Raw genomic sequence first — 23,092 nt, forward strand, 5'->3', positions numbered from 1 at the left:
ACTTTCAACGGGACAATTACCGATTCAAAATTCCCAACTCTGTACGCATAATGTGTTGCACGCGATGTGCCTCCCATTTCTGGGGTAATGTTAGCTGATGCTACGGCACGCTGCGCGAACGTCAATGTTTTAAGAGCTTTTTAGACTTGCAACACTGTTTCAGTGACTTTAAAACTGTTTAATTGCAAATGACAGAGCAGGGAACTAGTGAAGCAGCGCGGTCTTGGGGGTTTCCCCCATGAGCGACTGCTGAACCCCGAAGGGGCAACGCATTCCGGGGTGTCGTGACTCAAAAAACGTAGTCAGTGAAGACTTAGACTGGTCAGTACAGCTTGCAATTTCTTACAAGCTCAGTCCCTTTAGGGCTGAGTTACTGACGATATTAGATGTTATGTTGGCACTAAATTAATTGTACTTGATTTTTTGAGTTCTATGACAATAGAAAAAAGCGAACTGACAAGTCAGCGTTGCGCGATTCCTAGGTCGCGCTTTGCTATCGCACTTTATCCATCTAATCTACAAGCGATTCCTAGGTCGCGCTTCGCTATCGCACTTTATCTATCTAATCTACAAGCGATTCCTAGGTCGCGCTTCGCTATCGCACTTTATCAATCCAACCTACGAGCGATTCCTAGGTCGCGCTTCGCTATCGCACTTGGTCAATCCAACCTACAAGCGATCGCACTTGGTCAATCCAACCTACAAGCGATCGCACTTTATATATCCAATCTACAAGTGATCGCACTTTATCAATCTAATCTACAAGCGATTCCTACGGAGTGCTTCGCTATCGCACTTTATCAATCCAAACTACAAGCGATTCCTAGGTCGCGCTTCGCTATCGCACTTTATCAATCCAATCTACAAGCGATCGCACTTTGAAAAACCTAACGTACGGGCGATTGCACTTTGATTAAGCCAACCTACGAGCGATCTCTCGCACTTAACCTCAACAGGCGAACTGACAAGTCAGTCTACAGTTGATCATATTCTGCATGAGAACCAACCCAAAACCAGATTACAGTATCTTCTTCTAATTGACCGACGGCTCGATAGTCTTTATTGATACGTGCGGAATAAATGGGCAGTTTTGGATGAACTTTCTTGAATCGCAAGCTTGAGTAGTTTGGATCTTGCTTGAATTGCCTATAAGCTTTACGAGTCTGTCCTTGAATCGGCTTTGGGAGATCAGAAAACATTTTACGAAACTGGGTGGTGGTACGAGATTTCACAATGTTTCTGGGTCTAATTCTTGAGTTTTACCTGCTCGGTACTCTGCCATGGCTTCGGCTGACAGTTTCGCCAATAAATCTGGGGAATTAGCAAATGAATCATCCCATCGCTGATCATCTTCGAGTTCTTCCAGAATTAGGGTTGCGATCGCATCTTGCTTATCAGTAGGTAAGATTTTTAATCGGGCGATCACCTGTTCAAGTCGTTCAGTCATATTGGAATCCACTTTTCTTTCATGACACATACCTCAATTATCGCTTATCTAATCAAGATCGCAAGGCATAAAATAGCGATTCCTAGGTCGCGCTTCGCTATCGCACTTTCGTCAATAAATAGCGATCGCAACCCACAAGCGATTCCTAGGTCGCGCTTCGCTATCGCACTTTATCAATCCAACCCACAAGCGATTCCTAGGTCGCGCTTCGCTATCGCACTTCCTAACACCACCCAACAAGCGATCGCATTGCTTTATGTTTATCAATCTTCACTCACTAAATATTTGACATAGTACCTCACGAAGCAAGGGTTCAGCAAATTCAACTACGAATCCTTCGTCATCATTAGACATAACATACTCACCTATGCGATTGTGAGCAGTACAACATCTCACACGATATATACAATAGGCTGAAAAATCTATTACTAACCCTTTATAGCTATTTTCTGTTATGCCTGTAATAGATGAATCTCTGGAATTACTTCGGGTAAATCCTCCCCTGTTCATCAAATCTTGAAATGGAATAATATTAGTGATTTTGTTGTAAGGATTACCGTCTTTACCATAATCGAAAAAAATCTTCATTCCCTTATCTAAATAATCTGGAGAGTTAATTTTATTTAGACAATCTGCAATTTTATCAACTTTGTTCTGATCATCACATTTACTTTTGAGTAACTTTTTTAAGCTATCAATTTCCTTATTGCTGCTATATTGATTGAGTAATTGTCCTATTCCTTGTAAATCATTATCTAAACTTTTTATTTGCTGAACTAAGTTCCAGTCGAAAATCAGTTCCAGAAGGTGATAAAGCTTTAAAAATCTTTCAAAAGCATAGGGTTGAACTACTGAACGAATGCAACTTTCTTTATGATAGGGAGTTGGAAGTACAATTCTAGGTCTAGCAATCAATTTAGAAGGCTTAAAACGATATGCTTGATGTAAATTAGATGCTGCATTTGAGTGGAAAAATCCTCCCCAAATAGGTGCAGAATCCATGTAGTTATTTTTATAATCATTATACTCACAAACAGCAATCACTAAGAGGATGTTTGAAAAGTATCAGAATTAATCGAGATCCCCCCAACCCCCCTTACAAAGGGGGGCTAAATTCCTTAAAGTCCCCCTTTTCAAGGGGGATTTAGGGGGATCTGCGGGTGTCAGATCCCACACGAAAAAGTTTTCAAACAACCTCTAAGTAGTTTTTAATAAATTTGTAGGGAATCTCAAGTCGAAACGTCTCTTTAGGGACTTCCAAGAAATAAATTATCCTGATTAACGAACCACAGAGGCGCAGAGGACACAGAGGAATAAGGGTTTGAGAGATTTTTGCGTTAGGTGGTTGAGTATTTTTTTATTTGGAAGTCCCTTATCAACTTCATTAATATAAGCAATATATCTTGCCTCTTTTAGACTTGCAATATTTATATCAGTAATAGATTTACATATACAGAGAACACCCAAAAAATTATTATGCTCATTATAAATTTCAATGTCTTCATCACTTTCATAAGAAAAGGATACCGCATCTACTGGTATCGGTATCATTCCGTTGAGAGTGCAAATACCATCATATTCAGAGAAGAGAGTTATATCATAGGGAAGATCACTAAATTCTGTTAAATCATTATAGTTCATAGGTATTCCGATCCTCTTAGCCAACATTTATCAAAATTACATTCTCCTGCTTGATTAAAATATTCTTTGAAGCCGTATGTTAAAACTGTCCTCTTTGCAAATCCAAGACTTGCTTTACGCGGATTAAATCCACTTTCCACATTCTGTAATGTTTCCAATGCGAGAGGATCATCTCCTTCTTGATTATCTTTAAGTAATTTTAGAAGAGTATTTAAAGCTTTTTGTACTCATCAAAGTTATCCCCAACTAAACATAAGTAGTCTTGTATGGATAATTGAGCATAAAGAATATCTGTATTTGTCCGTAAATCTTTTGCTTGTCCAATGATTTTTACTTGCATAGCGTTATTTGTACCTAAAATTGGGCATTTGAATAACTCATAAAAATTAAATATATTGTATCATCAGTTACGTCCTGTTCACCGTGCCGTAGGCAATCTCGAATCCGGTTTATGTATATCACTATATTTTAAGAGAAACTTGACAATTGGTAATGGGTAATTGAAAAGATAAATTTTTATTACTCTTATTAGCTCTTACCTATCAATGGTCAGATGATTGTAATTTAATACCCAAAACCTGAGTATATGCGCCTCTAGCTTGAGTTACACCGATTGTCCGCTGTGCTGATTCTATCATCGGACGGCGCAAGCTCACAACTATAAACTGTGCCTGTTCTGCCTGTTGTTTGATCATTCTCGCTAATCGTTCCACATTTGACCCGTCTAAAAACATATCCACTTCATCAAAGGCGTAAAATGGCGATCGCACTTTATCAATCCAAACTACAAACGATTCCTAGGTCGCGCTTCGCTATCGCTTGACATTCAAAACAGTCGCTACAAACTTTTGGGGACTCATTGGTGATTTAAAAGTGTTAGTATAAATAATTCCCAAAAGTTCACAAACTTGATATAATGGACATAAAGACTATTTAGGAACGCAAATTTAATAACCTGCAATTCTGATGTAACCTGGAATGGTGCGTTACGCTGTCGCTAACACACCCTACTTTTGCACCTTATTTAATTCACATTCCTTAGTGAGGTAATAATTATGTTATCAACTGATATGAAACAAGAATCAATAATTAAGAGAATTGAGAATGTTGTTGCTATTTTAATGGAAGAACGTCCTTTATTTAAAGAGGATCTAAATTATACGAAAATGGTTCAAGATTTAGTAAAAGTATTTAAAGAAAACTTTTCTTTAGAAGAATTTAGTCAGATATCAGAAGAAAGTCTTAAAAAGCGTTGTAGTGGTATCATGGCTCTACACCTTTTGGCTAAAATAGGAGAGGATTTTACTCCTGAACAAATGGCAATTTTTGATGATGCAGTTAAAAGAAAATAGAAAATTTATGAATTATTTATTAGATACTAATATTGTTTCTTTAGCACTCAAACAAAATTCCCAAATTCTTCACAAGATTACAATTAGTGAGTCTAAGGAAGAAAAGATTTTTATTAGTTGTATCACCTATTTTGAAATTAGGCGAGGTTTTTTAGCGGTTGATGCACCAAAACAAAGAGCAAGATTTGAGGAATTTTGTCAAGAATATCCGATTATTTTCTTAGATGATTTAGCAATTTTAGAAAAAGCTGCTCAAATTCATGCTAATTTGAGATTAAGGGGTGTACCAATTCAAACTGAAGATGTTTTAATCGCTGCTACTGCTATTCTTAAAGATTTAATTGTGGTTTCTAATGATAGTGATTTGGCCAGAGTTGAGGGTTTAAGTTTAGAGAATTGGGTAGAATTATGATGATTAAATTATTTTTTGGCTGATGTATTTAAAACTGTAGGTTTGGTTAAGCTGTTATTGGGTTTTTCGCATTTGGTCAGGGTGTAAGTGGCGAACTCGCACTTTATCAATCTAACCTGTGAGCGATTCCTAGGTCGCGCTTCGCTATCGCAATTTATCAATTCAACCTACAAGCGATCGCAATTTATCAATTCAACCTACAAGCTATCGCACTTTATCAATCCAACCTACAAGCAATTGCACTTTATCAATCCAACCTACAAGCGATCGCACTTTATCAATTCAACCTACAAGCTATCGCACTTGGTAAATCCAAACTACGAGCGATCGCACTTTATCAATTTAACCTACGAGCGATTCCTACGGAGCGCTTCGCTATCGCACTTTATCAATTTAACCTACAAGCAATCGCTTCTCAAGATGCAGATGTTGCGGAAAGAAGCTGACTATATCACAAGATAACACTAAGCGGCAATGCGGGCTAACGTAAAGCTCACCTTCGGTGTTTTTTCAAATTCTCACGCTGCTTTCGCTAGTGGCATGAATATTTCAATGGATTCAAACGGTATAAATATTTTGTCTTCTTCTGTTCTTTCAATTAATCCGAGTTCTTCCAGGCGATTTACGTCTGTGTGTACGTTTGAATAGTTTCTTTCGGCTGTTTTTGCCAGCGCGTAAATACTGCATGGCTCTATCTTGCTTAAAGTATCAAGTAAATCAAGTCTAGCAGGTGTTAGCTCACTAAAAAGTGATTTTGCAGATTCAAATGAAAGTCTAAAATTTACTGGCTTTCCAATTTCGGAGTCTTTAATTTGTTGACGAGCGGCTCGGATTGCAGAACCACCTTTGGCTACTTCAATAATTGCTTTCATGATTCACTCCAGGTTTCAATGTCTTTTTCAAAATCGTCAAGCAATTTATCAATGCTTGTGAACTTGTAATCTATTTCGTGTGAATTTATATGTTTATGATCTCCTTTTCCGCGTTCGTTGTCATATCGAATTCTACATTTTCCATTCTGCCCGTAAAATAATCTGTATTTGTATTTATGTGTGCTTGGTGGTATTGGTTCTGGTAATTCCCATATAACAACCTCGACGATTGATCCGTCGTCATGAACTTCTTTTGCTTTGGCGATTAGAGTGGCCTTCATATATTGCATTGTAGCAATATATTTAACTTCTGTCGAGTAGCAATATTATGATCCGAACGGCACTGTTGAGCGATCGCGAAGTGCTGACTTGTCAGTTCGCTGATTAAACTTAAAATCAATTAGCGATTCCTAGGTCGCGCTTCGCTATCGCACTTTATCAATCCAACCTACGAGCGATTCCTGCGGAGCGCTTCGCTATCGCACTTTATCAATCCAACCTACGAGCGATTCCTGCGGAGCGCTTCGCTATCGCACTTAATCTTGTAAATCCTGATTCAGATATTGAATCATCATTAAGTATGATGAACTTCCTGTTTTTGACGGATAAATTGAGAACGTCTCATTTTCACGATTTCGGGGATATATTCATTTTTATGTTCTTGTCCCTCAAATCCCAACCTTAAATAGACATTACCTCCTATTCCTGGGATTACTTCACCTTGTTCGGTGCGTTTATCGTCTTTAGCAAAGTAGAAAAACTTAAATTTATTATAGATATTTTCTGCAAATTCATTTTTAAGTTTTTGCTCTGCATTTTGATAAATGACAGGTGCAACTATAAATATTTTCTCTGGCTCTATTTTTTGAATCAGGTTAACTAAGTTAGTTCTGACTACACAAGCACCAGAAATAATAGATTTAATTACAATCAAATATTTAACTTTCTCATGAGCAGGTTCTTGATATTTCTTGAGAATAGGAGCTACTTTTAAATCTTCAATTTCAAAAGGAGAAAATCGCTGATTCCAGAAACAAGCAAAACCAATATTATGTAGATGTTCTTCTAAAGTTAACATTATACCTTTAGCTAAGAAATCAGCATCTTCTACGGTACAAGCTAGGTATACATCAGAATTTTTATCATTAATTTCAGATAGTAGAAAATTACCAAGATTCATCCCTATCTTGGTCATGGTATCTTTGTATTGGTCTGGTTTAACATTCTTATTGGCTAATGTTTCCAGTAATTGCTGAATATCTTGATTACAAATATCTGAATATAGCCTAGTCATATCAAGAATACCTCCAATTCTTCAAAGGAAGTGGGGTGATGTTTTTTGATAAGTTCCTGAAATTTTTGAAACCTTGTGGTTTCGATACTGTAAGATATTGTTCCTTCATTTAGTCCGTCGAAATACTCCCATTTTAAAAAGCCTCTGGTTAAATTATATGTGAAACTGTCTATTTTATCAAAAATATCTATTACTTCTGGGTCTAGCTGTAGTTCTGCTTGAAAGGAACGAATATATGAAGGGATGCAATGTTGAGCTTTTTTGAGAATATCCATAAGAGATACTTTCGATTTATTAATTGCTTCCCAAGCACCAAGTAAAACTGTAGCCAGACATTCAATTTTATCTGGATCTGCATTATCAAAAGCACACAAATACTCTAATGAACGTCTAAAATCAGGTTCTTGAGCAATTATTTTAGGAAGGCTATCGGCAAAATAGAAGTAAATAACTTGGCTATAATTTTTAATATCATTGGGAATATTCGTTTGTAATTTATCTCGGATTTCTGAAGAAGAGACTACCAGTGCAAGTTCTGATGCTTTAGAAATTGATTTATTTAATTCATACTGTTTTTTAAAGTCGTCATTTATTGATTTTTCTCCTGTTCCCCAAGTTACAGCAGAACTATTTTTAAGTTGATAGTGTTGCAGTGTGTTTTCTGAGACAAGTTCAATAATTAAGTCATCAATAAAAGATAGACATTGGCTTAATAAGTAAATTTCTTTGTTACATTCTAAAACGCATTTAGATAATAAGGATATTTTGTAAATAGCAAAGATATTTTCGTAAGTGTTACCTTTACTGTTACTAACACCTCCTGTATTTTTATTTTTTATGTATTGTACCGTTGAATCTCCAAATAGATTTTTGATTTGCTCTTCTGTATACATGAGGTTTTTTATAGGCTATTATAATTAGTGACAAGTTAAGGAAAAAGGTAGATTATCAAAGCGATAGCTGTTGGTATAATAGCGCAGTCGAGCGGACAGCGATCGCCCTCAGCTCAAAACTAAAATATCATAATATCGCATTTGGTCGAGTTATAAATAGTGATCGCACTACCTTCAGCTTACTCAAAAAATCGCGTCTTGTCTAATTTTGCTGTCTTAATTGGTTGCAGTTGAACACTAACTGCTACAACCATTTCAAGTCCAATAAGCAACACTATGACAGCGGCACAGAAATTCAATAATTTTTCAGGTAATCCTACTTGTCCCAATAGATCCACCATGTTATCGAACAAATCTCCATCTTTTTTAACCTCTCTAATTAATTCGTTAAGTTGCCCATTGTGAGGTTGATCGTCAAGACTTGCAACATTAATGGAATGAGCAAATACATTCCGAATTTTTCTTATCATCTGTAAAGCGTGTTCAAAGTTGCTGTCGATTACACCTAATCTATATGCAAGAGCAATTTTGGCAGAAAAGGAGCTAACAGGACGATCAGGATCAAAGAGGTTGTCCGAGCCACCACGATGAGGGCGCATTAATTTTTTGAGAAGACGTTCAAGACTTACATCTAAGCGAGCAGCACCTAAAACCACTGCTGCTCGCTCTCCTTCTTTTGCAAGATTCACGACAAAATTTGTTGTCTCCTGAATCAGCCTTTCCTGAAGTTCTTCAATTTCACTTTCTGTTAGTAGAAGGTTGTCATCCATTACTGATATTAGAGATTTAGAAAAAACAAAAATCTTATGAGTATTATTTCGTGGAACAACACCCAGAAAACTAATTCAATGGTAAATAAATTTTTATGTTAGAGGTTGTTTGAAAAGTCTAAATTCATACTTCACTGGGCGATTAGTAATTCAATGGTCAGATGATTGTAACTTAATACCCAAAACCTGAGTATATGCACCTCTAGCTTGCGTTACGCCAATTGTCCGCTGTGCTGATTCTATCATCGGACGACGCAAACTCACAACTATAAACTGTGCCTGTTCCGCCTGTTGCTTAATCATTCTCGCTAATCGCTCCACATTTGACCCGTCTAAAAACATATCCACTTCATCAAAGGCGTAAAATGGAGAAGGACGATAACGTTGTAGGGAAAATATAAAACTTAATGCAGTTAAGGATTTCTCTCCCCCAGACATAGAAGCAAGACGTTGGACGGGTTTTCCTTTGGGGTGTGCGACTAGGTTTAAACCACTGTTAAAAGGATCTTCAGGATTATCTAGTTGTAAATAACCGTCACCATCGGAAAGAATAGCAAAAATAGATTGGAAATTCTCATTTACTGCGTCGAAAGCTTCTTTAAATGCTTTTTGTCGGAGGGTGGTAAAGTTTTCAATTCTTAATAATAATTCTGTGCGTTCACCTTCCAAAGTCTCTAATTTTTCGGTGAGTTCTTGAAGACGACCTTGGACTTTATCGAATTCTTCCAAAGCTAACATATTCACAGGTTCCATTGCCTGTAAACGTTTACCTAAACTCCGCAATTCTTTTTGCAAGTCCTCTAAATCAACTTTATTGGGAACTTCTGGGAGGGGACTGGGTAATTCTGCACCTAAATCTCGCAGTTGGTTTTGTAGTGCTGTTAAATCTTCCCGGCGTTTTTGTTGAGTTTCTTGCAGTTTCTCTATTTCCCATTGTAATTGTTGTTGACGCAAGAGGAGCGATCGCAATTCGGTTTCTGCTGTATCTCGGTTCTTTTTCTCTTCCCCTAAATTCTCTTCTAATTGACCCAATTTAGCCTGAATTGCAGTAATCAAATTATTCAATTCTTCAATTTGACTATTAACTGTTGCTTGTTGCTGTTTTCCTGTGGTTTCTTCCTGCTGATATTGAATAACTCGCGCTTGAGATTCTTCTATTTTTTCTTGTAACCGTTGTTGTTGATTTTCTAAGTTTTTTAATTGTTGTTGAACATCTCGCAGTGCTGTTTCCCGTTGTTGTAATTCCTGTTCTTGGGTTTTAATGATAGCTTGGATTTGTTGCCATTCGCTAGGGGTTTGGGAAGATTCCAACTCAGCTAGGGTATGTCTCAATTGTTGTAATTGAGTTTCTTGTTCTGGTAATTCCCGATTTAAAACTTCTAACCGGGATTGTGCAGTGGTGAATTTTTCGGTATTTTGGGAAAGTTGAGAACGAGTATTTTCTAACTGCGTTGTTAAAATCTTAATATCTTTCTTTAACTGTTCTAAATATAATTGTTGTTCCCTGCGGACTTGACGTGCTTCTGTTAATTCTAGGGTGAGGGTTTTAGTGCGAGTTGCTAAAGTAGAAATTGCTTCTCCACAACGTTCTAAAATCCGATCAATATCCATTAAGCGAGATTTCAAATTAGCAACTTCCTGAGATTCTCCAGCTTCGCCATTATCAAACCGCAAAGATGAACGTTGATTACCGCTACCTCCAGTCATTGCGCCGCTAGTTTCTAATAATTCCCCTTGTAAAGTGACTATCCGATATAGTCCCATGTTTTTCCGAGCTTGGGCAAGAGTCGCAAATACTACCGTTGCACCAAAAACATAGGCAAATACATCATGATAACGGCGATCGCACTCTACCAAATCTACCGCATAACTGACAAACCCATCAGCTAAACGCAGAGTTGCATCTTGGGTAAATTTCGGGACTTTAATCTTATTTAAAGGTAAAAAAGTTGCCCTTCCTGCCCGTTTTTGTTTCAATAGTTCAATGCCCGCAGATGCCACGCTATCATCTTCAACCACAATATGTCCTAAACGTCCACCAGCAGCCATTTCCAATGCTAATTGGTGTTTGGGTTCAACTTTACCCAACTGCACCACCAAACCGCACAAACCGGGCATTTCTGACTGTAAAATTACTTTACTGGCTTGTGTTCCTTGGATTTCCTGTTGGGCTTGCGTCTGTGCCTCTAATTTATCTAATTGACGTTGTTTGTCCCGTTGTTCTTGTAAAAGTCGTTTTTGGGTATCTTGTTGAATTTGTAACTCTTGTTCTGTCGCAGCGAGATTTTCAGCTAAATTTTGAATAGGTTGGGTAGAAGCATTAAATTCCGTTTCCAGACGCGCACATTCAGCTTGTTTTGCGGTTAATTCCGGTTCTAAACTGGCAATTAACTGAGATTGTTCAGAAATGAGTTGTTGTAATTGAGTATTCCGTTCCTGTAATTGTGCTTGTTCAGTGCGTTGGGGTTCAAGAATATGTAGTAAAGATTCAATTTGCCGATTCAAAGCTGTTTGTTGTTGTACCCAAGCTTCCGAAGCTGAGGCAATTTCCGCAGCAGCTTGACGAGAGGATTCTAAATTTTGTTGTGCAACGTCACGCTCTGATTGTAGAGACGTTACATGAAACGTCTCTACATTATGACTTTTCTTAGCTTCCTCTAAAGCAAGTTGATATTGCTGAATTTCTTGATAAGTTTGATTTAACCGCTTTGTAGATTCTTGAATAGATGTTTCTAACTCCCGTTGTTGTCGTTGGAGTTGTTTCCGTTCGGCTTCCTGAGTAGCGAGATTAGACTGAACAGAAAGAACTTCCTCCTCACCCAAAGCCTTCACACGGAGATTTAGCTGCTCTAATTCAGTAGTTTTCTGATTAATTTGAGAATTAGTTGTATTTAACTGAGTAGTAAAATCACTGAAATTGCGATCGCCCTCTTGAACTTGTGCAACCAGCTTTTCCTGCTGTGCTTGGAGAGAACGCCAAGATAAGACCGCTTCCCAAGATTGTTTTTGGATAAATTCAACTCGCAATAATTGATACTTTTCTGCCTTAGCCTTGTCTTGAGACAGGCGATCGCATTGTCCACTTAACTCAGTTTGAATAATCCGACAACTATCCTCCTTATCCTTCACCTCATCTAAAGTAGACTTAGCTTGGACAATTTTCCGATCATAAGTCGCCACCCCAGCCAACTCATCAATAATTTCCCGACGTTCCCGCGCATTCATGGAAATGATGCTGGTAACATCCCCTTGCAATACTACATTATACCCTTCAGGATAAATCCGCAGTTCCTCCAAATCCTCATGTAACTCAGTCAGAGTACAAGCCACACCATTAATATAATAATTCGACGTATACCCCCCCTGCTGAGACACCCGCAACCGCCGAGTCACACTCCACTCAGAGGATTTTGGATTTTGGATTTTAGACTTTGGATTTTCTTCCCCCACTTCCCCCACTTCCCCCACTTCCCCAACTTCCCCCACTTCCCCCACTTCCCCCACTTCCCCCACTTCCCCCACTTCCTCCACCTCCTCCCTCCGCGCCTCCGCGCCTCTGCGAGAGACATCCGAAATATCAAAAGTCACAGTTACACTAGCTTCCAGCGCCGAACGCCCCTTATGTTTTTGGGCATTATTCACCAAATCCGGTAAACGTTCCGCCCGCATACCCTTAGAACTAGCCAGTCCCAAACAAAACAACAAAGCATCTAGAATATTTGACTTCCCAGAACCATTAGGACCAGATATGACGGTACACCCCGGTAACAAAGGGACAGCAGTAGTCCCACCGAAGGATTTAAAATTGGTAAGTTCAACGCGCTTGACATATACCATGAGGCACTGGTTAACTGTAAACTGGGTTAAATAACTAAGTGTACCAATTATTTATCATTTCGTGACCAAGAAAGAAGGGAAATTTGGTAACTAAATGTATGGCGACAATATATTTTAAACGAACCACAGAGACACAGAGGACACAGAGGGAAATACAAGGGGGTTGTTTACATCTGGTTTAAAATTGCTATATGTTAAGTTGCTCATAGATGTATTTATGGAAATTCAAACGCCAGATTGGGTTAAACACGCGGTTTTCTATCAAATCTTCCCCGACAGATTTGCTAGAAGTCAGCATTCCCGTCACAGCTTCTTAAATAATAGCAATTTAGAAGTCTGGGATGCACCACCTACATACCAAGGCTATAAAGGTGGTGATTTGTGGGGTGTGATAGAACGATTAGACTATATCGAAAGTTTAGGGGTGAGTGCAATTTACTTTACACCCATTTTTCAATCTGCTAGTAATCATCGTTATCATACCCATGATTATTACCAGGTTGATCCGATGTTGGGGGGTAATCAGGCTTTGCGAGTATTAATAGATGCTGCCCACGCCCGCAATATGAAAATAGTTCTTGATGGCGTATTTAATCATTCTAGTCGAGGCTTTTTCTTTTTCCATGATGTGTTAGAAAATGGTTCTAATTCCCCTTGGGTAGATTGGTTCAAAATTCAAGACTGGCCGCTTGCCCCTTATGATGGTAATTTACCTGCTAACTATGATGCTTGGGCGGGGATTCGCTCTTTACCAACCTTTAATCATGATCATCCAGATGTGAAGGAGTATATCATGAAAATTGCCGAATATTGGCTGGAATTTGGCATTGATGGTTGGCGGTTAGATGTGCCTTATGACATTAAAACTCCGGGTTTTTGGCAGGAATTTCGCCAGCGAGTTAAAGGTATTAATCCTCATGCTTATATTGTCGGTGAGGTTTGGACAGATGCCCGTGAATGGCTTGATGGGACGCAATTTGATGGGGTATTGAATTATTTATTTAATGAGGCAGTGCTGGCGTTTGCAGTAGGCGATCGCATTGTATTAGAATTAGTAGAATCTCAGAGTTATTATCCCTATCCTGCCCTAGATGCGGCTGGTTATGCAGCCAAAATTCACAGCCTTTTAGAATTATATCCTTGGGAAATTCAACTAACTCAATTAAACGTCCTCAGTAGCCATGATACAGCTAGATTAATTAGTATTGCTGATGGTGATCAAGCAAGTGTAGAATTATGTAATCTGTTGTTATTTACCTTTCCCGGTGCGCCTAGTATTTATTATGGTGATGAAGTTGGTTTACCTGGAGGCATAGATCCAGATTGTCGCCGTGTTTTCCCCCTAGAATCTGACTGGAATCAAGAAATTTTAAATACTCACAAACAATTAATTTCTCTACGTCAAAATCATCCAGCTTTGCGAATTGGTAGTTATCAAGTTCTATATGCACAAGAAACAGTTTATGTATTTGCGCGGATTTTAGAAAGTGAAGAATTAATTATTGCTGTGAATGTGGGAACTGAATCTATCACAGTGAATATAGATTGTCGTAATTTGCCAAAAAAACCACACCAAGTTTTATTTGGCAATGGGGAAATTACATGGAAGGATAACAATGTTTCTTTAACTATTCCTCCCCGTAGCGGCTTGATTTGCGTTAATCTCAAATCCCCACCACATCTCGTTCCTAGTCTCTGACTACGAGATGATGAGTGATATTTTTTTGCTACTTATGGGTAATCTAATCATAGTAGGGGTAATGCTGCTATTAAGACAACAGCAATTTTTGACACATGACTAACTCTAGTGATGATTACTTGGTTCGGCGCGGTAAGCAGATTGAGCGAAAGAAAAGAATTGTTACATATATTGGACTTATTTCATTTGGTGGTTCAATATTGTTCGGCGGGGTTAATGCCATCAAACAGTCTTGGGAAAAACCTAAGCAGGCAGTAGTTCAAACCGTTGGGAATGATTTACAGACACAGATTAAGGGTTATGAATTGGTTTTACAACGTGAACCGAATAATCAAATGGCGCTTGAGAGATTGTCCATTATGCGGTTAAGGTCTGGGGATAATCAGGGGGGGATTGCCCTAATTGAGAAGTTAATAAAATTACATCCAGATAGAGAGGATTATCAAACTGTGCTGGCAGATGTAAAGAAGAAAATGAGGGAAAAGTAAGAGCGATATCAGAATTGTTTATAATGTATTTGAGATGGATATAATTCCATATCCGATTTTAGTGAAAGCTAACATATTCTTCCAAAATGGAAAACTATGGACACCCTGAAAATTTCTCCTTCAACACAGTTACCAGATCATACTCAATTACCCTGTGAAGATGGAACATTTGTGAAAAATTTTCAAGAACATCCCCAAAGTATTCTTCTAACAGAATCTATCTGGTCAAAATTACAAGCAATTCATCCAGATAAACAATTTTGCATAGGACAAGATAGCGGTATTTATTGGCGGATTACAGAACCACCAGAAAGAGGTGCAGAAGCACCAGGTTGGTTTTATGTTCCTGATGTGCCGCCTACTCTAAATGGTCAAATGCGCCGTTCTTATGTGATGTGGCAAGAATTACTTGCTCCCCTAATTGTCATTGAATTTGTATCCGGTAATGGTAGGGAAGAAAGGGACGAAACTCCATATCAGGGAAAATTTTGGGTTTATGAAAAAGCAATAAGAGTGCCTTTTTATGGTATTTACGAAGAAAAGAAATCATCCTTAGAATTATATCATTTAATCGAAGGACAATATCACTTGATGCCACCTAATGCAAGGGGTCATTATGTAATTGAAAAAATGGGTGTTGAATTAGGAATTTGGCAAGGAACATATAAAAATGTCGAGTTACCTTGGTTAAGGTGGTGGGATTTGGAAGGTAATTTCTTGTTAACAGGAGAAGAACAAACTGAACAGGAAAAACAACGGGCTGAACAGGAAAAACAGCGGGCTGAACAGGAAAAACAGCGGGCTGATAGATTAGCAGCGAAATTGCGAGAATTAGGCGTTGAATTTGATAATTGAGCAATTTTGTATAATGCAAAACCCCTATACCGCAAGGAACTCAAGTTCCTTGCTAATAGCGAAAGTCATCTAAAGATGACTAAGGAATGTGAATTAAATAAGGTGCAAAAGTAGGGTGTGTTAGCGACAGCGTAACGCACCATTCCAGGTTACATCAGAATTGCAGGTTATTAAATTTGCGTTCCTAAATAAGTAATTGGACAAAAATATTTACAGTCATTGCGAGGGAAGGGAAGCAATCACAACCCTGGCGATTGCTTCATTTCACTTCGTTCCATTCCCAATGACATTGTGTAATTAATTCTGTCTGACTACTTATTAGGAAAATTTATTAGTCTGTTTTAACGGACTTGAGCTATGAGACAGGGAATTTATTCCCTGGCGGGTGTGGAAAGCAACTTTACCCAGAGGGGAAATTATGTCTTTTAATAAATACAAAAGCATTGCTGATGTATTACAGGAATTTCCACTCACTTACAAAGAAAAAAATTTCATTGAACAAGTACCTATGGAAACTGATCCGTATTTTAAGAGTAGATTAGATTTTATCCTAGAAGCAGGAGTTGTTTTTAATTCAGAATATGCTATTTGTGAAAGCATTATTTACCCAGTTCTTGTAGAAGTATGGCGACAATATGCTAGTAAATTATTACTTTGGAGTCATCAACCTTTAAATTATGATGAGAATTTATCAGGGATTCCCGACTATATGGTTGCTCAACGTTCTTCTAGGGGTAAAATTATTTTGGAGAAGCCTTATCTAATTATAGTGGAAGCTAAAAAAGATAACTTTGAGGAAGGTTGGGGACAATGTTTAGCGGAACTGATTGCTGCACAAAAAATGAATGGTAATCAAAATAGTCGGTTATTTGGTATAGTTTCTAATGGTAAGTTATGGGAATTTGCAGTTTTGCAAGAAATGGAGTTTGTTAAGAATGTTAAATATTATGTATTAGAGGATTTACAAGCACTGATGGAGGCGTTAAACTTTATATTTAGTAATAGTTTTGAGCAGGTTATTTATTGAGTTTTTAACTTTTTCATGTTAATTGTAAAGATTTGTGAAAATAAACGTCCGCGTGTCTATAAGATGATAGATTTTCTGGGATTGTGGGTACTATCTAGATGTAGAGGTAATTAGGGGGGGGTTAAGCAAGCGATCGCACTCATGGAAAGACTGGTACAATTACATCCAAATAGACAGAATTATTAGACTGTTTTGGAAGATGTGAAGAAAGAAATAAGGGAAAAGATAAGATTGATCGCTAGTAAAATTTGATTATTAGGGTAAGTAAATAAGAGTATGACTATGAATAATAAAATTACTAATTCTGAACTTAACCGTTTAATTCCGCCAGAAATTAAAAATGATGAATTTTATACAGCTATTCATAAAATTGCTAGGGAAGAAGATATTAAAACTATTTTAGAAATTGGTTCATCTTCAGGCGAAGGAAGTACAGAAGCATTTGTTATGGGTTTAAGAGAAAACCCTAATAAACCAGTTTTGTTTTGTATGGAAATTTCAAAACCTAGATTTGCTGAGTTGCAAAATAAGTACAAAAATGACTTATTTGTAAAATGCTATAACTTTTCTTCTGTTTCACTAGAAAATTTTCCTGAGCAGCAAGAAGTTATAAACTTTTACCGAAGTAATATAACTAATTTAAATTTATATCCATTAGAATTAATTCTTAGTTGGTTAAACCAAGATATTGAATATGTGAAAAACTCTGGAGTTGCTGATGCTGGTATTAGGAGAATTAAACAAGAAAATAATATAGAATATTTTGATGTAGTTTTAATAGATGGATCAGAATTTACTGGTGTTGCAGAATTAAATGAGGTATATGGAGCAAAATTTATTTGTTTAGATGATATTAGTACATTCAAAAATAATATTAATCATCATAAATTACTAAATGACTCCAGTTACATACTTGTTTCTCAAAACACATCTGTTAGAAATGGATATTCTATTTTTCAAAAGAAGGATAGTGTTGAAAATTATTTTTCTGTGTATGAAAAATCTGAGCAAAGACTAGTAACTAGACTTGTTAAACCAGGAATGCTAGTTTTTGATATTGGTGCTAATATTGGTGATTATTCAATCCTTCTAAGTAAACTCGTAGGTTCTTCTGGAAAAGTTTATTCATTTGAACCAGCGTCAACTACCTTCAATCAACTACAAGAGCGACTTATTTCATTGAAAATTAATAATGTTTATGAATTCAAAAAAGCATTTTATTCAGATGATACTCAAATAGAATTTAATGAATTTCCAGACGATTTCTCAGTGTGGAATAGCATTGGGAAACCACAAATGTTAGATCCACAAGGATCAGGGCAATATGTACCCATTACAAATACAGAGATTGTTGAAGCAATTAAGTTAGATTCATTTTGCTTAGAAAACAGTATTGATCATATTGATTATTTGAAAATTGATGTTGAAGGTGCTGAAAGCGATGTATTAGAAGGATCTAGAGAATTATTAAAAAATAAATCCATAAGATATATACAATTTGAAATATCACAAAAGATGTTGGAAGGATTAAATCGTATTGCAAAATCTACTTTTGATATCTTAATTGAAAATGGTTATGAATGCCATCGAATAACTGAAGAGGGAAATATTGGAGAAGTAGTAGTAGATTCTAATTCTTTTTATGAAAATTATATTGCTTTTCCGGTACTACCAATTAACTTTTTTACCATTGTTTTGAATGGGCAACCATTTATTCAATATCATATAGAAGTCTTAAAGCAACTTTCATTTAGATGGCATTGGCATATTATTGAAGGCGTAGCTGACTTAAAGCACGATACAAGTTGGAGTGTAAAACTTGGTGGAAATATTAGTGACGAACTCCATAAAAACGGTCTAAGCTATGACGGTACTAGAGAATACTTAGATGAACTAGCGAAACTATATCCAAATAATATTACAATTTACCGCAAACCTGAAGGCGAGTTTTGGGATGGTAAACGGGAAATGGTGAATGCACCGCTTGCTAATATTCAGGAAGAATGTTTATTATGGCAAATTGATGTAGATGAACTGTGGACATTAGAGCAAATTTATTCTGCTAGAGAAATGTTCATTACCAATCCCGACAAAACTGCTGCTTTTTATTGGTGTTGGTATTTTGTTGGTGAAAAACTAATTATTAGTACCCGTAATTGTTATGCACAAAATCCTCAACAAGACTGGTTGAGAACTTGGAAATTTAAACCTGGTGCATTTTGGGCAACACATGAACCTCCGATATTAGTTGAATCTCTTCTAGACGGAAAACATCAAAACATTGCAGCCGTAAATCCTTTTTTACATGATGAAACTGAAAAGAATGGTTTAGTGTTTCAACACTTTGCCTATGTTACTTCAGAACAATTGCGGTTTAAAGAACAGTATTATGGCTATAGTAATGCTGTATCTCAGTGGCAAGCTTTACAATCAAACAGTAAATTTCCCACTTTATTGAGAGATTACTTTGCTTGGGTAGGAGATGAAACAATAGTAGATATTGCTGAATCTTACGGTGTAATACCAATCGTGCAAAGGGATTTCAAGAATACTAATTGGCACTTTTTAAAACCAGATCAAATACAGCAGCAAAGAGAAAAAGTTCAAAAAAGAAAGCCAATAATTATAATTGATGCAGTATTTTTCCAACTATATCAAACAGGAATAGCTAGAGTTTGGCGAAGTCTCCTTCAAGAATGGACAAACACAGGCTTTGCTAATCATATTTTAGTTTTAGATAGAGCCAATACAGCACCAAAAATTAATGGTATTCGTTATCGCACCATTCCCCGCTACGACTATAACAATACCGAAGCTGATAAACAGATGCTTCAACAAATCTGCAATGAAGAAGAAGCGGAACTATTTATTTCTACCTACTATACCACACCTATAGAAACGCCTTCGGTATTTATGGCTTATGACATGATTCCCGAAGTATTGGGGGGAGACTTAAATAAGCCTATGTGGCGAGAAAAACATCATGCTATAAAATACGCCTCAGCTTATATTTCTATCTCTGAAAATACAGCCAAAGACTTAAATAAATGTTTCCCTGATATACCCTCAGAATCAATTACTGTTGCCCATTGTGGTGTAGATCCTCTTTTTTATCCTGCTTCTGAAAGCGAAATTAACGCTTTTAAATATAAATATGGTGTTACCAAACCGTACTTTCTATTAGTTGGTACTGGTAGTGGTTACAAAAATGGTATTTTATTCTTTCAAGCTTTTGCCAAACTAGCCAGTAGCTACGGATTTGATATTATTTGTACTGGTATTGGTGGAGTTTTAACACCTGAATTAAGAACCTACACATCAGGTAGTGCCGTACATCTGGTACAACTGAGCGATGAAGAACTGGTACTAGCTTACTCTGGTGCAGTGGCACTAGTTTATCCTTCTAAATATGAAGGCTTTGGAATGCCTTTATTAGAAGCAATGGCTTGTGGTTGTCCTGTGATTACTTGTCCTAATGCTTCAATCCCAGAAGTCACAGGAGAAGCCGCTATTTATGTTAATGATGATGATGTTGCCGCACTGGCAAATGCTATGTGTGAAGTGCAGAAGCCTAGTGTTCGTCACTCATTAATTACCGCAGGTTTAGCACAATCTAAAAATTTCTCCTGGACAAAGATGGCTGAAATTGTGAGTTCTGAGCTAATTAATACAACTTTATTGCCTTTGAATCTCAGAGAAATTAATTTAATTATCTTTCCTGATTGGTCACAACCAGAAGATGAACTAGGTCTTGAGTTACAAGAGGTAATTCAAACATTAGCAACTCATCCTAACAGCGAAAAAATTACTCTTCTCATAAACACAGGTGACATAGATACTGAAGATGCAGAAATCTTTTTATCTAGCGTAGTAATGAATATATTGATGGAAGAAGAAATAGATATAACTGAGGAGTTAACAATTTCTTTACTCATTGATTTGAATGAAATTCAGTGGCAAGCCTTACTTCCTTGTATTAATGCGAGAGTTTTTTTAGAACATGAAAATCAAAAGGTAATTGTCAACAAACAAGTAGAACAAATTCCTTTATATTCTCTGGAAAATTTAAAAGAAGTAAGTGCAGAACAGTTTTTTTTTCAGCTAGGAAATAGCTTATTTTCTCAAAGCAAATATCAAGAAGCAATTATACAGTATCAAAAATTTCGGCAGATTCAAATAGGTAATCCTGAATTTTACTGGAGTTTCAGCGAATGTTTCAGACGACTTAATCTTCTTGAACAATGTTTTGCCGTTCTTCAAGAAGGAATTAAACTATATCCTGTTAATGCAAAACTCCACTTCACTGTAATTGTTAATTATCAAATGAGTGGACGGGTTCAAGAGGCAATTACGGCTGCTAATATAGCGTTGGATAACTTACCTAATAATCGCACATTTCAATTAATTTCTAATCTTATATTACCTAGTGTTTATGATCAAGTAGAAGAAATTAATGCTTACCGACAAAGATTTAAGCAAGGACTTGATAATTTAATTAATAATATTCCTCTCAATAATATTGAAGACCAACAAAACACCCTAATTGCTACTAGTTGTTGGACAAACTTTTATCTTCCTTATCAAGCAGATAATGTTCTAATTTTGCAATCTCAATATGGTAGTTGGCTGCATCAAATCATGAAAGCTAATTATCCTCAGTGGGGTATGCCATTATTAATGCCTCCTCTAAAAGAAAATCAGAAAATCCGCATTGGCTACGCTTCTCATTATCTACATTCCTATAGTGGGACACTCTGGTTAACTGGCTGGCTGCGCTACTGCGATCGCAATAATTTTGAAATCTACTGTTACTACACAGGTAATCAAGCAGATGCAATTACTGAAAAATTTCAAGAATATAGCGATTTTTTCTATCATATTCCTGATAATTTACCAGCAGTTTGTGAACAGATAATTGCTGATAAACTTCATATTTTAGTCTATCCCGAAATTGGTATGGATGCGCCAACTATGCAAATGGCAGGTTTACGACTTGCACCTGTGCAATGTGCAGCTTGGGGACATCCTGTAACTACAGGTTTACCAACGATTGATTATTTTTTATCTAGTGAGTTAATGGAAGGGCAAAATGCTCAAGAACATTACTCAGAAAAATTAATTCTCTTACCTAATATTGGTGTTTCTTATCCTAAACCCTATATTCCGTCAGTTATTAAAACTCGTTCAGATTATGGTTTAAGTGATGATGATGTAATTTATTTATGTTGTCAAGCACCTTTTAAATATTTACCACAGTATGATTTTATTGTGGCGGAAATTGCTAGTCGCGTCTCTCAAGCTAAATTTGTCTTTTTACGGGGTAATGTATTAAAGCCTCGGTTACAACGTGCTTTTGCTGCGGTAGGGCTAAATAGTGAAGATTACTGTGTCCATCTGAATATTCCAGAACGACTAGATTATCTGATGATTAATTTGCTTTCGGATGTTTACTTAGACACATTTACTTGGTCTGGTGGTAATACTAGTCTGGAAGCAATAGCCTGTAATCTTCCTATAGTAACTTGTCCAGGGGAATTTATGCGTGGTCGTCACACAGATAGTTTTCTCAAAATGATAGGTGTAACAGATACCATTGCTAGTAACGAACAAGAATATATAGAAATTGCTGTTAGATTAGGTTTAGATAAACCTTGGAGAAGGAGTATTGCGGAAAGAATGAGCCAAAATCACGACTGTCTTTTTGATGATAAGGCTTGCGTTACAGGTTTAGAGTCCTTTTATAAAAAAGTTTGTAGTAAGCACTTCAGTGCTTCTTGAATTTTAAAAGAGCAGGCTAAAGCCCTCATTACTAACTTGCTTTAAAAAAATCTATGTACGAGTATCATAAACTTACAGATGAACAAAAAGCCGAACTAGTCGAATATCGTTTAAGTCGAGGTTATCCACCTCACTCACCACCACATCCAGTTAGAGATAAAGAATTTTATTTATTAACAGCAGCTTGCTATGAACATAAGTGTCATCTTTATTCAGAATCACGTCGTCAGCAACTGTTAGAGATGATATTTAATAATTTTGGTGATGCTGTGAGCAATAAGGTGAGTGCTGAAGCACTCACTACAAACTGCAAGATTTGTGCGTGGGTGATTTTACCTAATCATTATCATTTGCTGGTTCAGTTAGTAAATTTTGATGTTTTGAGTGAGTTATTTCGCAAAATACATGGTGTGCTTTCTCGTCAATGGAATCTTGAGGATAATGTAACTAAGCGAAAAATATGGTATCGGTGGTCAGATAGAGCTATTCGTTCTCAACGGCATTACTATACAACTTTGAACTACATTCATTACAACCCGGTGAAACATGGCTTAGTAAAATCTCCTTATGATTGGGTTGAGAGTAGTGTCCACTGGTATTTAGAAACTTATGAACGGCAATGGTTGCGTGATTCTTGGGTTGAGTATCCAATAAGAGATTACGGCACAAATTGGGATGACTAGTCCGTAGTAAGCACTTCAGTGCTGTGATTTAGATGAGGGCTTAA

The 23,092-nt window shown here is 36.9% G+C and carries 21 protein-coding genes and 1 pseudogene; 10 read left to right on the top strand and 12 right to left on the bottom strand.

The window, feature by feature from the left end; genetic code table 11:
* Positions 1–432 precede the first annotated feature (432 nt).
* Positions 433–882 carry a hypothetical protein gene (locus FJR37_RS10895; protein ID WP_039203476.1) on the top strand — a complete coding sequence of 150 codons (450 nt, stop codon included), beginning with the start codon at positions 433–435 and terminating at the stop codon, positions 880–882.
* Positions 883–974: 92 nt separating this feature from the next.
* On the opposite strand, the gene FJR37_RS10900 is transcribed toward FJR37_RS10895, so the two are convergent.
* Together FJR37_RS10900 and FJR37_RS10905 are read right to left on the bottom strand one after the other, a co-directional pair.
* Positions 975–1,232, bottom strand: coding sequence for a hypothetical protein (locus FJR37_RS10900; RefSeq protein ID WP_039203477.1), 258 nt, complete (start codon positions 1,230–1,232; stop codon positions 975–977).
* Positions 1,229–1,447 (bottom strand): hypothetical protein, encoded by a 219-nt coding sequence (locus tag FJR37_RS10905; protein WP_039203488.1) that lies wholly within the window; start codon positions 1,445–1,447, stop codon positions 1,229–1,231. The genes FJR37_RS10900 and FJR37_RS10905 overlap by 4 nt, the downstream gene beginning before the upstream one ends.
* A gap of 21 nt (positions 1,448–1,468) precedes the next feature.
* Between FJR37_RS10905 and FJR37_RS10910 the strand changes: the two genes are divergently transcribed.
* A complete protein-coding gene (locus FJR37_RS10910; RefSeq protein ID WP_168466015.1) occupies positions 1,469–1,741 on the top strand; it encodes a hypothetical protein in 273 nt (90 codons plus the stop codon).
* Here FJR37_RS10910 and FJR37_RS10915 read toward each other — a convergent pair.
* The 4 genes and pseudogenes from FJR37_RS10915 to FJR37_RS10925 all read right to left on the bottom strand — a co-directional run.
* Positions 1,718–2,449, bottom strand: coding sequence for a hypothetical protein (locus FJR37_RS10915; RefSeq protein ID WP_039203479.1), 732 nt, complete (start codon positions 2,447–2,449; stop codon positions 1,718–1,720). The two genes, FJR37_RS10910 and FJR37_RS10915, sit on opposite strands and share 24 nt — an antisense overlap.
* A 276-nt stretch (positions 2,450–2,725) precedes the next feature.
* Positions 2,726–3,088: a hypothetical protein gene (locus FJR37_RS10920; protein ID WP_168466016.1), complete on the bottom strand. Its 363-nt coding sequence runs from the start codon at positions 3,086–3,088 to the stop codon at positions 2,726–2,728.
* Between the two features lie 211 nt (positions 3,089–3,299).
* Positions 3,300–3,428, bottom strand: coding sequence for a hypothetical protein (locus tag FJR37_RS27445; protein WP_256366876.1), 129 nt, complete (start codon positions 3,426–3,428; stop codon positions 3,300–3,302).
* Between the two features lie 202 nt (positions 3,429–3,630).
* A pseudogene (locus FJR37_RS10925) lies at positions 3,631–3,855 on the bottom strand (hypothetical protein); the annotation flags it as partial.
* 288 nt (positions 3,856–4,143) lie between these two features.
* On the opposite strand from FJR37_RS10925, the gene FJR37_RS10930 reads away from it, so the two are divergent.
* Together FJR37_RS10930 and FJR37_RS10935 are read left to right on the top strand one after the other, a co-directional pair.
* Positions 4,144–4,440 carry a hypothetical protein gene (locus FJR37_RS10930; RefSeq protein ID WP_027402408.1) on the top strand — a complete coding sequence of 99 codons (297 nt, stop codon included), beginning with the start codon at positions 4,144–4,146 and terminating at the stop codon, positions 4,438–4,440.
* Between the two features lie 7 nt (positions 4,441–4,447).
* A complete protein-coding gene (locus FJR37_RS10935) occupies positions 4,448–4,852 on the top strand; it encodes a type II toxin-antitoxin system VapC family toxin (RefSeq protein ID WP_015080096.1) in 405 nt (134 codons plus the stop codon).
* Positions 4,853–5,370: 518 nt separating this feature from the next.
* Here FJR37_RS10935 and FJR37_RS10940 read toward each other — a convergent pair.
* The 6 genes from FJR37_RS10940 to smc all read right to left on the bottom strand — a co-directional run bounded on the left by FJR37_RS10940 (position 5,371) and on the right by smc (position 12,518).
* Positions 5,371–5,724: a MarR family transcriptional regulator gene (locus FJR37_RS10940; protein ID WP_039202878.1), complete on the bottom strand. Its 354-nt coding sequence runs from the start codon at positions 5,722–5,724 to the stop codon at positions 5,371–5,373.
* A complete protein-coding gene (locus tag FJR37_RS26955; protein ID WP_015215672.1) occupies positions 5,721–6,014 on the bottom strand; it encodes a DUF6516 family protein in 294 nt (97 codons plus the stop codon). Before FJR37_RS26955 ends, FJR37_RS10940 begins: the two co-directional genes overlap by 4 nt.
* Before the next feature lie 284 nt (positions 6,015–6,298).
* Positions 6,299–7,018: a hypothetical protein gene (locus FJR37_RS10950; protein WP_039202875.1), complete on the bottom strand. Its 720-nt coding sequence runs from the start codon at positions 7,016–7,018 to the stop codon at positions 6,299–6,301.
* A complete protein-coding gene (locus FJR37_RS10955) occupies positions 7,015–7,911 on the bottom strand; it encodes a hypothetical protein (protein WP_168466017.1) in 897 nt (298 codons plus the stop codon). The genes FJR37_RS10950 and FJR37_RS10955 overlap by 4 nt, the downstream gene beginning before the upstream one ends.
* Positions 7,912–8,090: 179 nt before the next feature.
* Positions 8,091–8,681 (bottom strand): hypothetical protein, encoded by a 591-nt coding sequence (locus FJR37_RS10960; protein ID WP_168466018.1) that lies wholly within the window; start codon positions 8,679–8,681, stop codon positions 8,091–8,093.
* Between the two features lie 150 nt (positions 8,682–8,831).
* Positions 8,832–12,518, bottom strand: coding sequence for a chromosome segregation protein SMC (smc, locus tag FJR37_RS10965; protein WP_168466019.1), 3,687 nt, complete (start codon positions 12,516–12,518; stop codon positions 8,832–8,834).
* A gap of 217 nt (positions 12,519–12,735) precedes the next feature.
* On the opposite strand from smc, the gene FJR37_RS10970 reads away from it, so the two are divergent.
* From FJR37_RS10970 to FJR37_RS10995, 6 genes are all read left to right on the top strand, one after another.
* A complete protein-coding gene (locus tag FJR37_RS10970; protein WP_168466020.1) occupies positions 12,736–14,217 on the top strand; it encodes a glycoside hydrolase family 13 protein in 1,482 nt (493 codons plus the stop codon).
* 95 nt (positions 14,218–14,312) lie between these two features.
* Positions 14,313–14,705, top strand: a complete 393-nt coding sequence (locus tag FJR37_RS10975) for a M48 family metallopeptidase (RefSeq protein WP_168466021.1) — start codon at positions 14,313–14,315, stop codon at positions 14,703–14,705.
* Positions 14,706–14,801: 96 nt separating this feature from the next.
* Entirely contained in the window at positions 14,802–15,560 is a 759-nt protein-coding gene (locus FJR37_RS10980; protein WP_168466022.1) for a Uma2 family endonuclease, read from the top strand.
* Between the two features lie 418 nt (positions 15,561–15,978).
* A complete protein-coding gene (locus tag FJR37_RS10985; protein ID WP_168466023.1) occupies positions 15,979–16,587 on the top strand; it encodes a hypothetical protein in 609 nt (202 codons plus the stop codon).
* 282 nt (positions 16,588–16,869) lie between these two features.
* Complete coding sequence (locus FJR37_RS10990; RefSeq protein ID WP_168466024.1) at positions 16,870–22,365, top strand: FkbM family methyltransferase; 5,496 nt, start codon at positions 16,870–16,872, stop codon at positions 22,363–22,365.
* A gap of 53 nt (positions 22,366–22,418) precedes the next feature.
* Complete coding sequence (locus FJR37_RS10995; RefSeq protein ID WP_168466025.1) at positions 22,419–23,048, top strand: transposase; 630 nt, start codon at positions 22,419–22,421, stop codon at positions 23,046–23,048.
* Positions 23,049–23,092: the final 44 nt, after the last annotated feature.

It is taken from the genome of Aphanizomenon sp. UHCC 0183 (assembly GCF_009712065.1).
GTDB lineage: Bacteria > Cyanobacteriota > Cyanobacteriia > Cyanobacteriales > Nostocaceae > Dolichospermum > Dolichospermum heterosporum.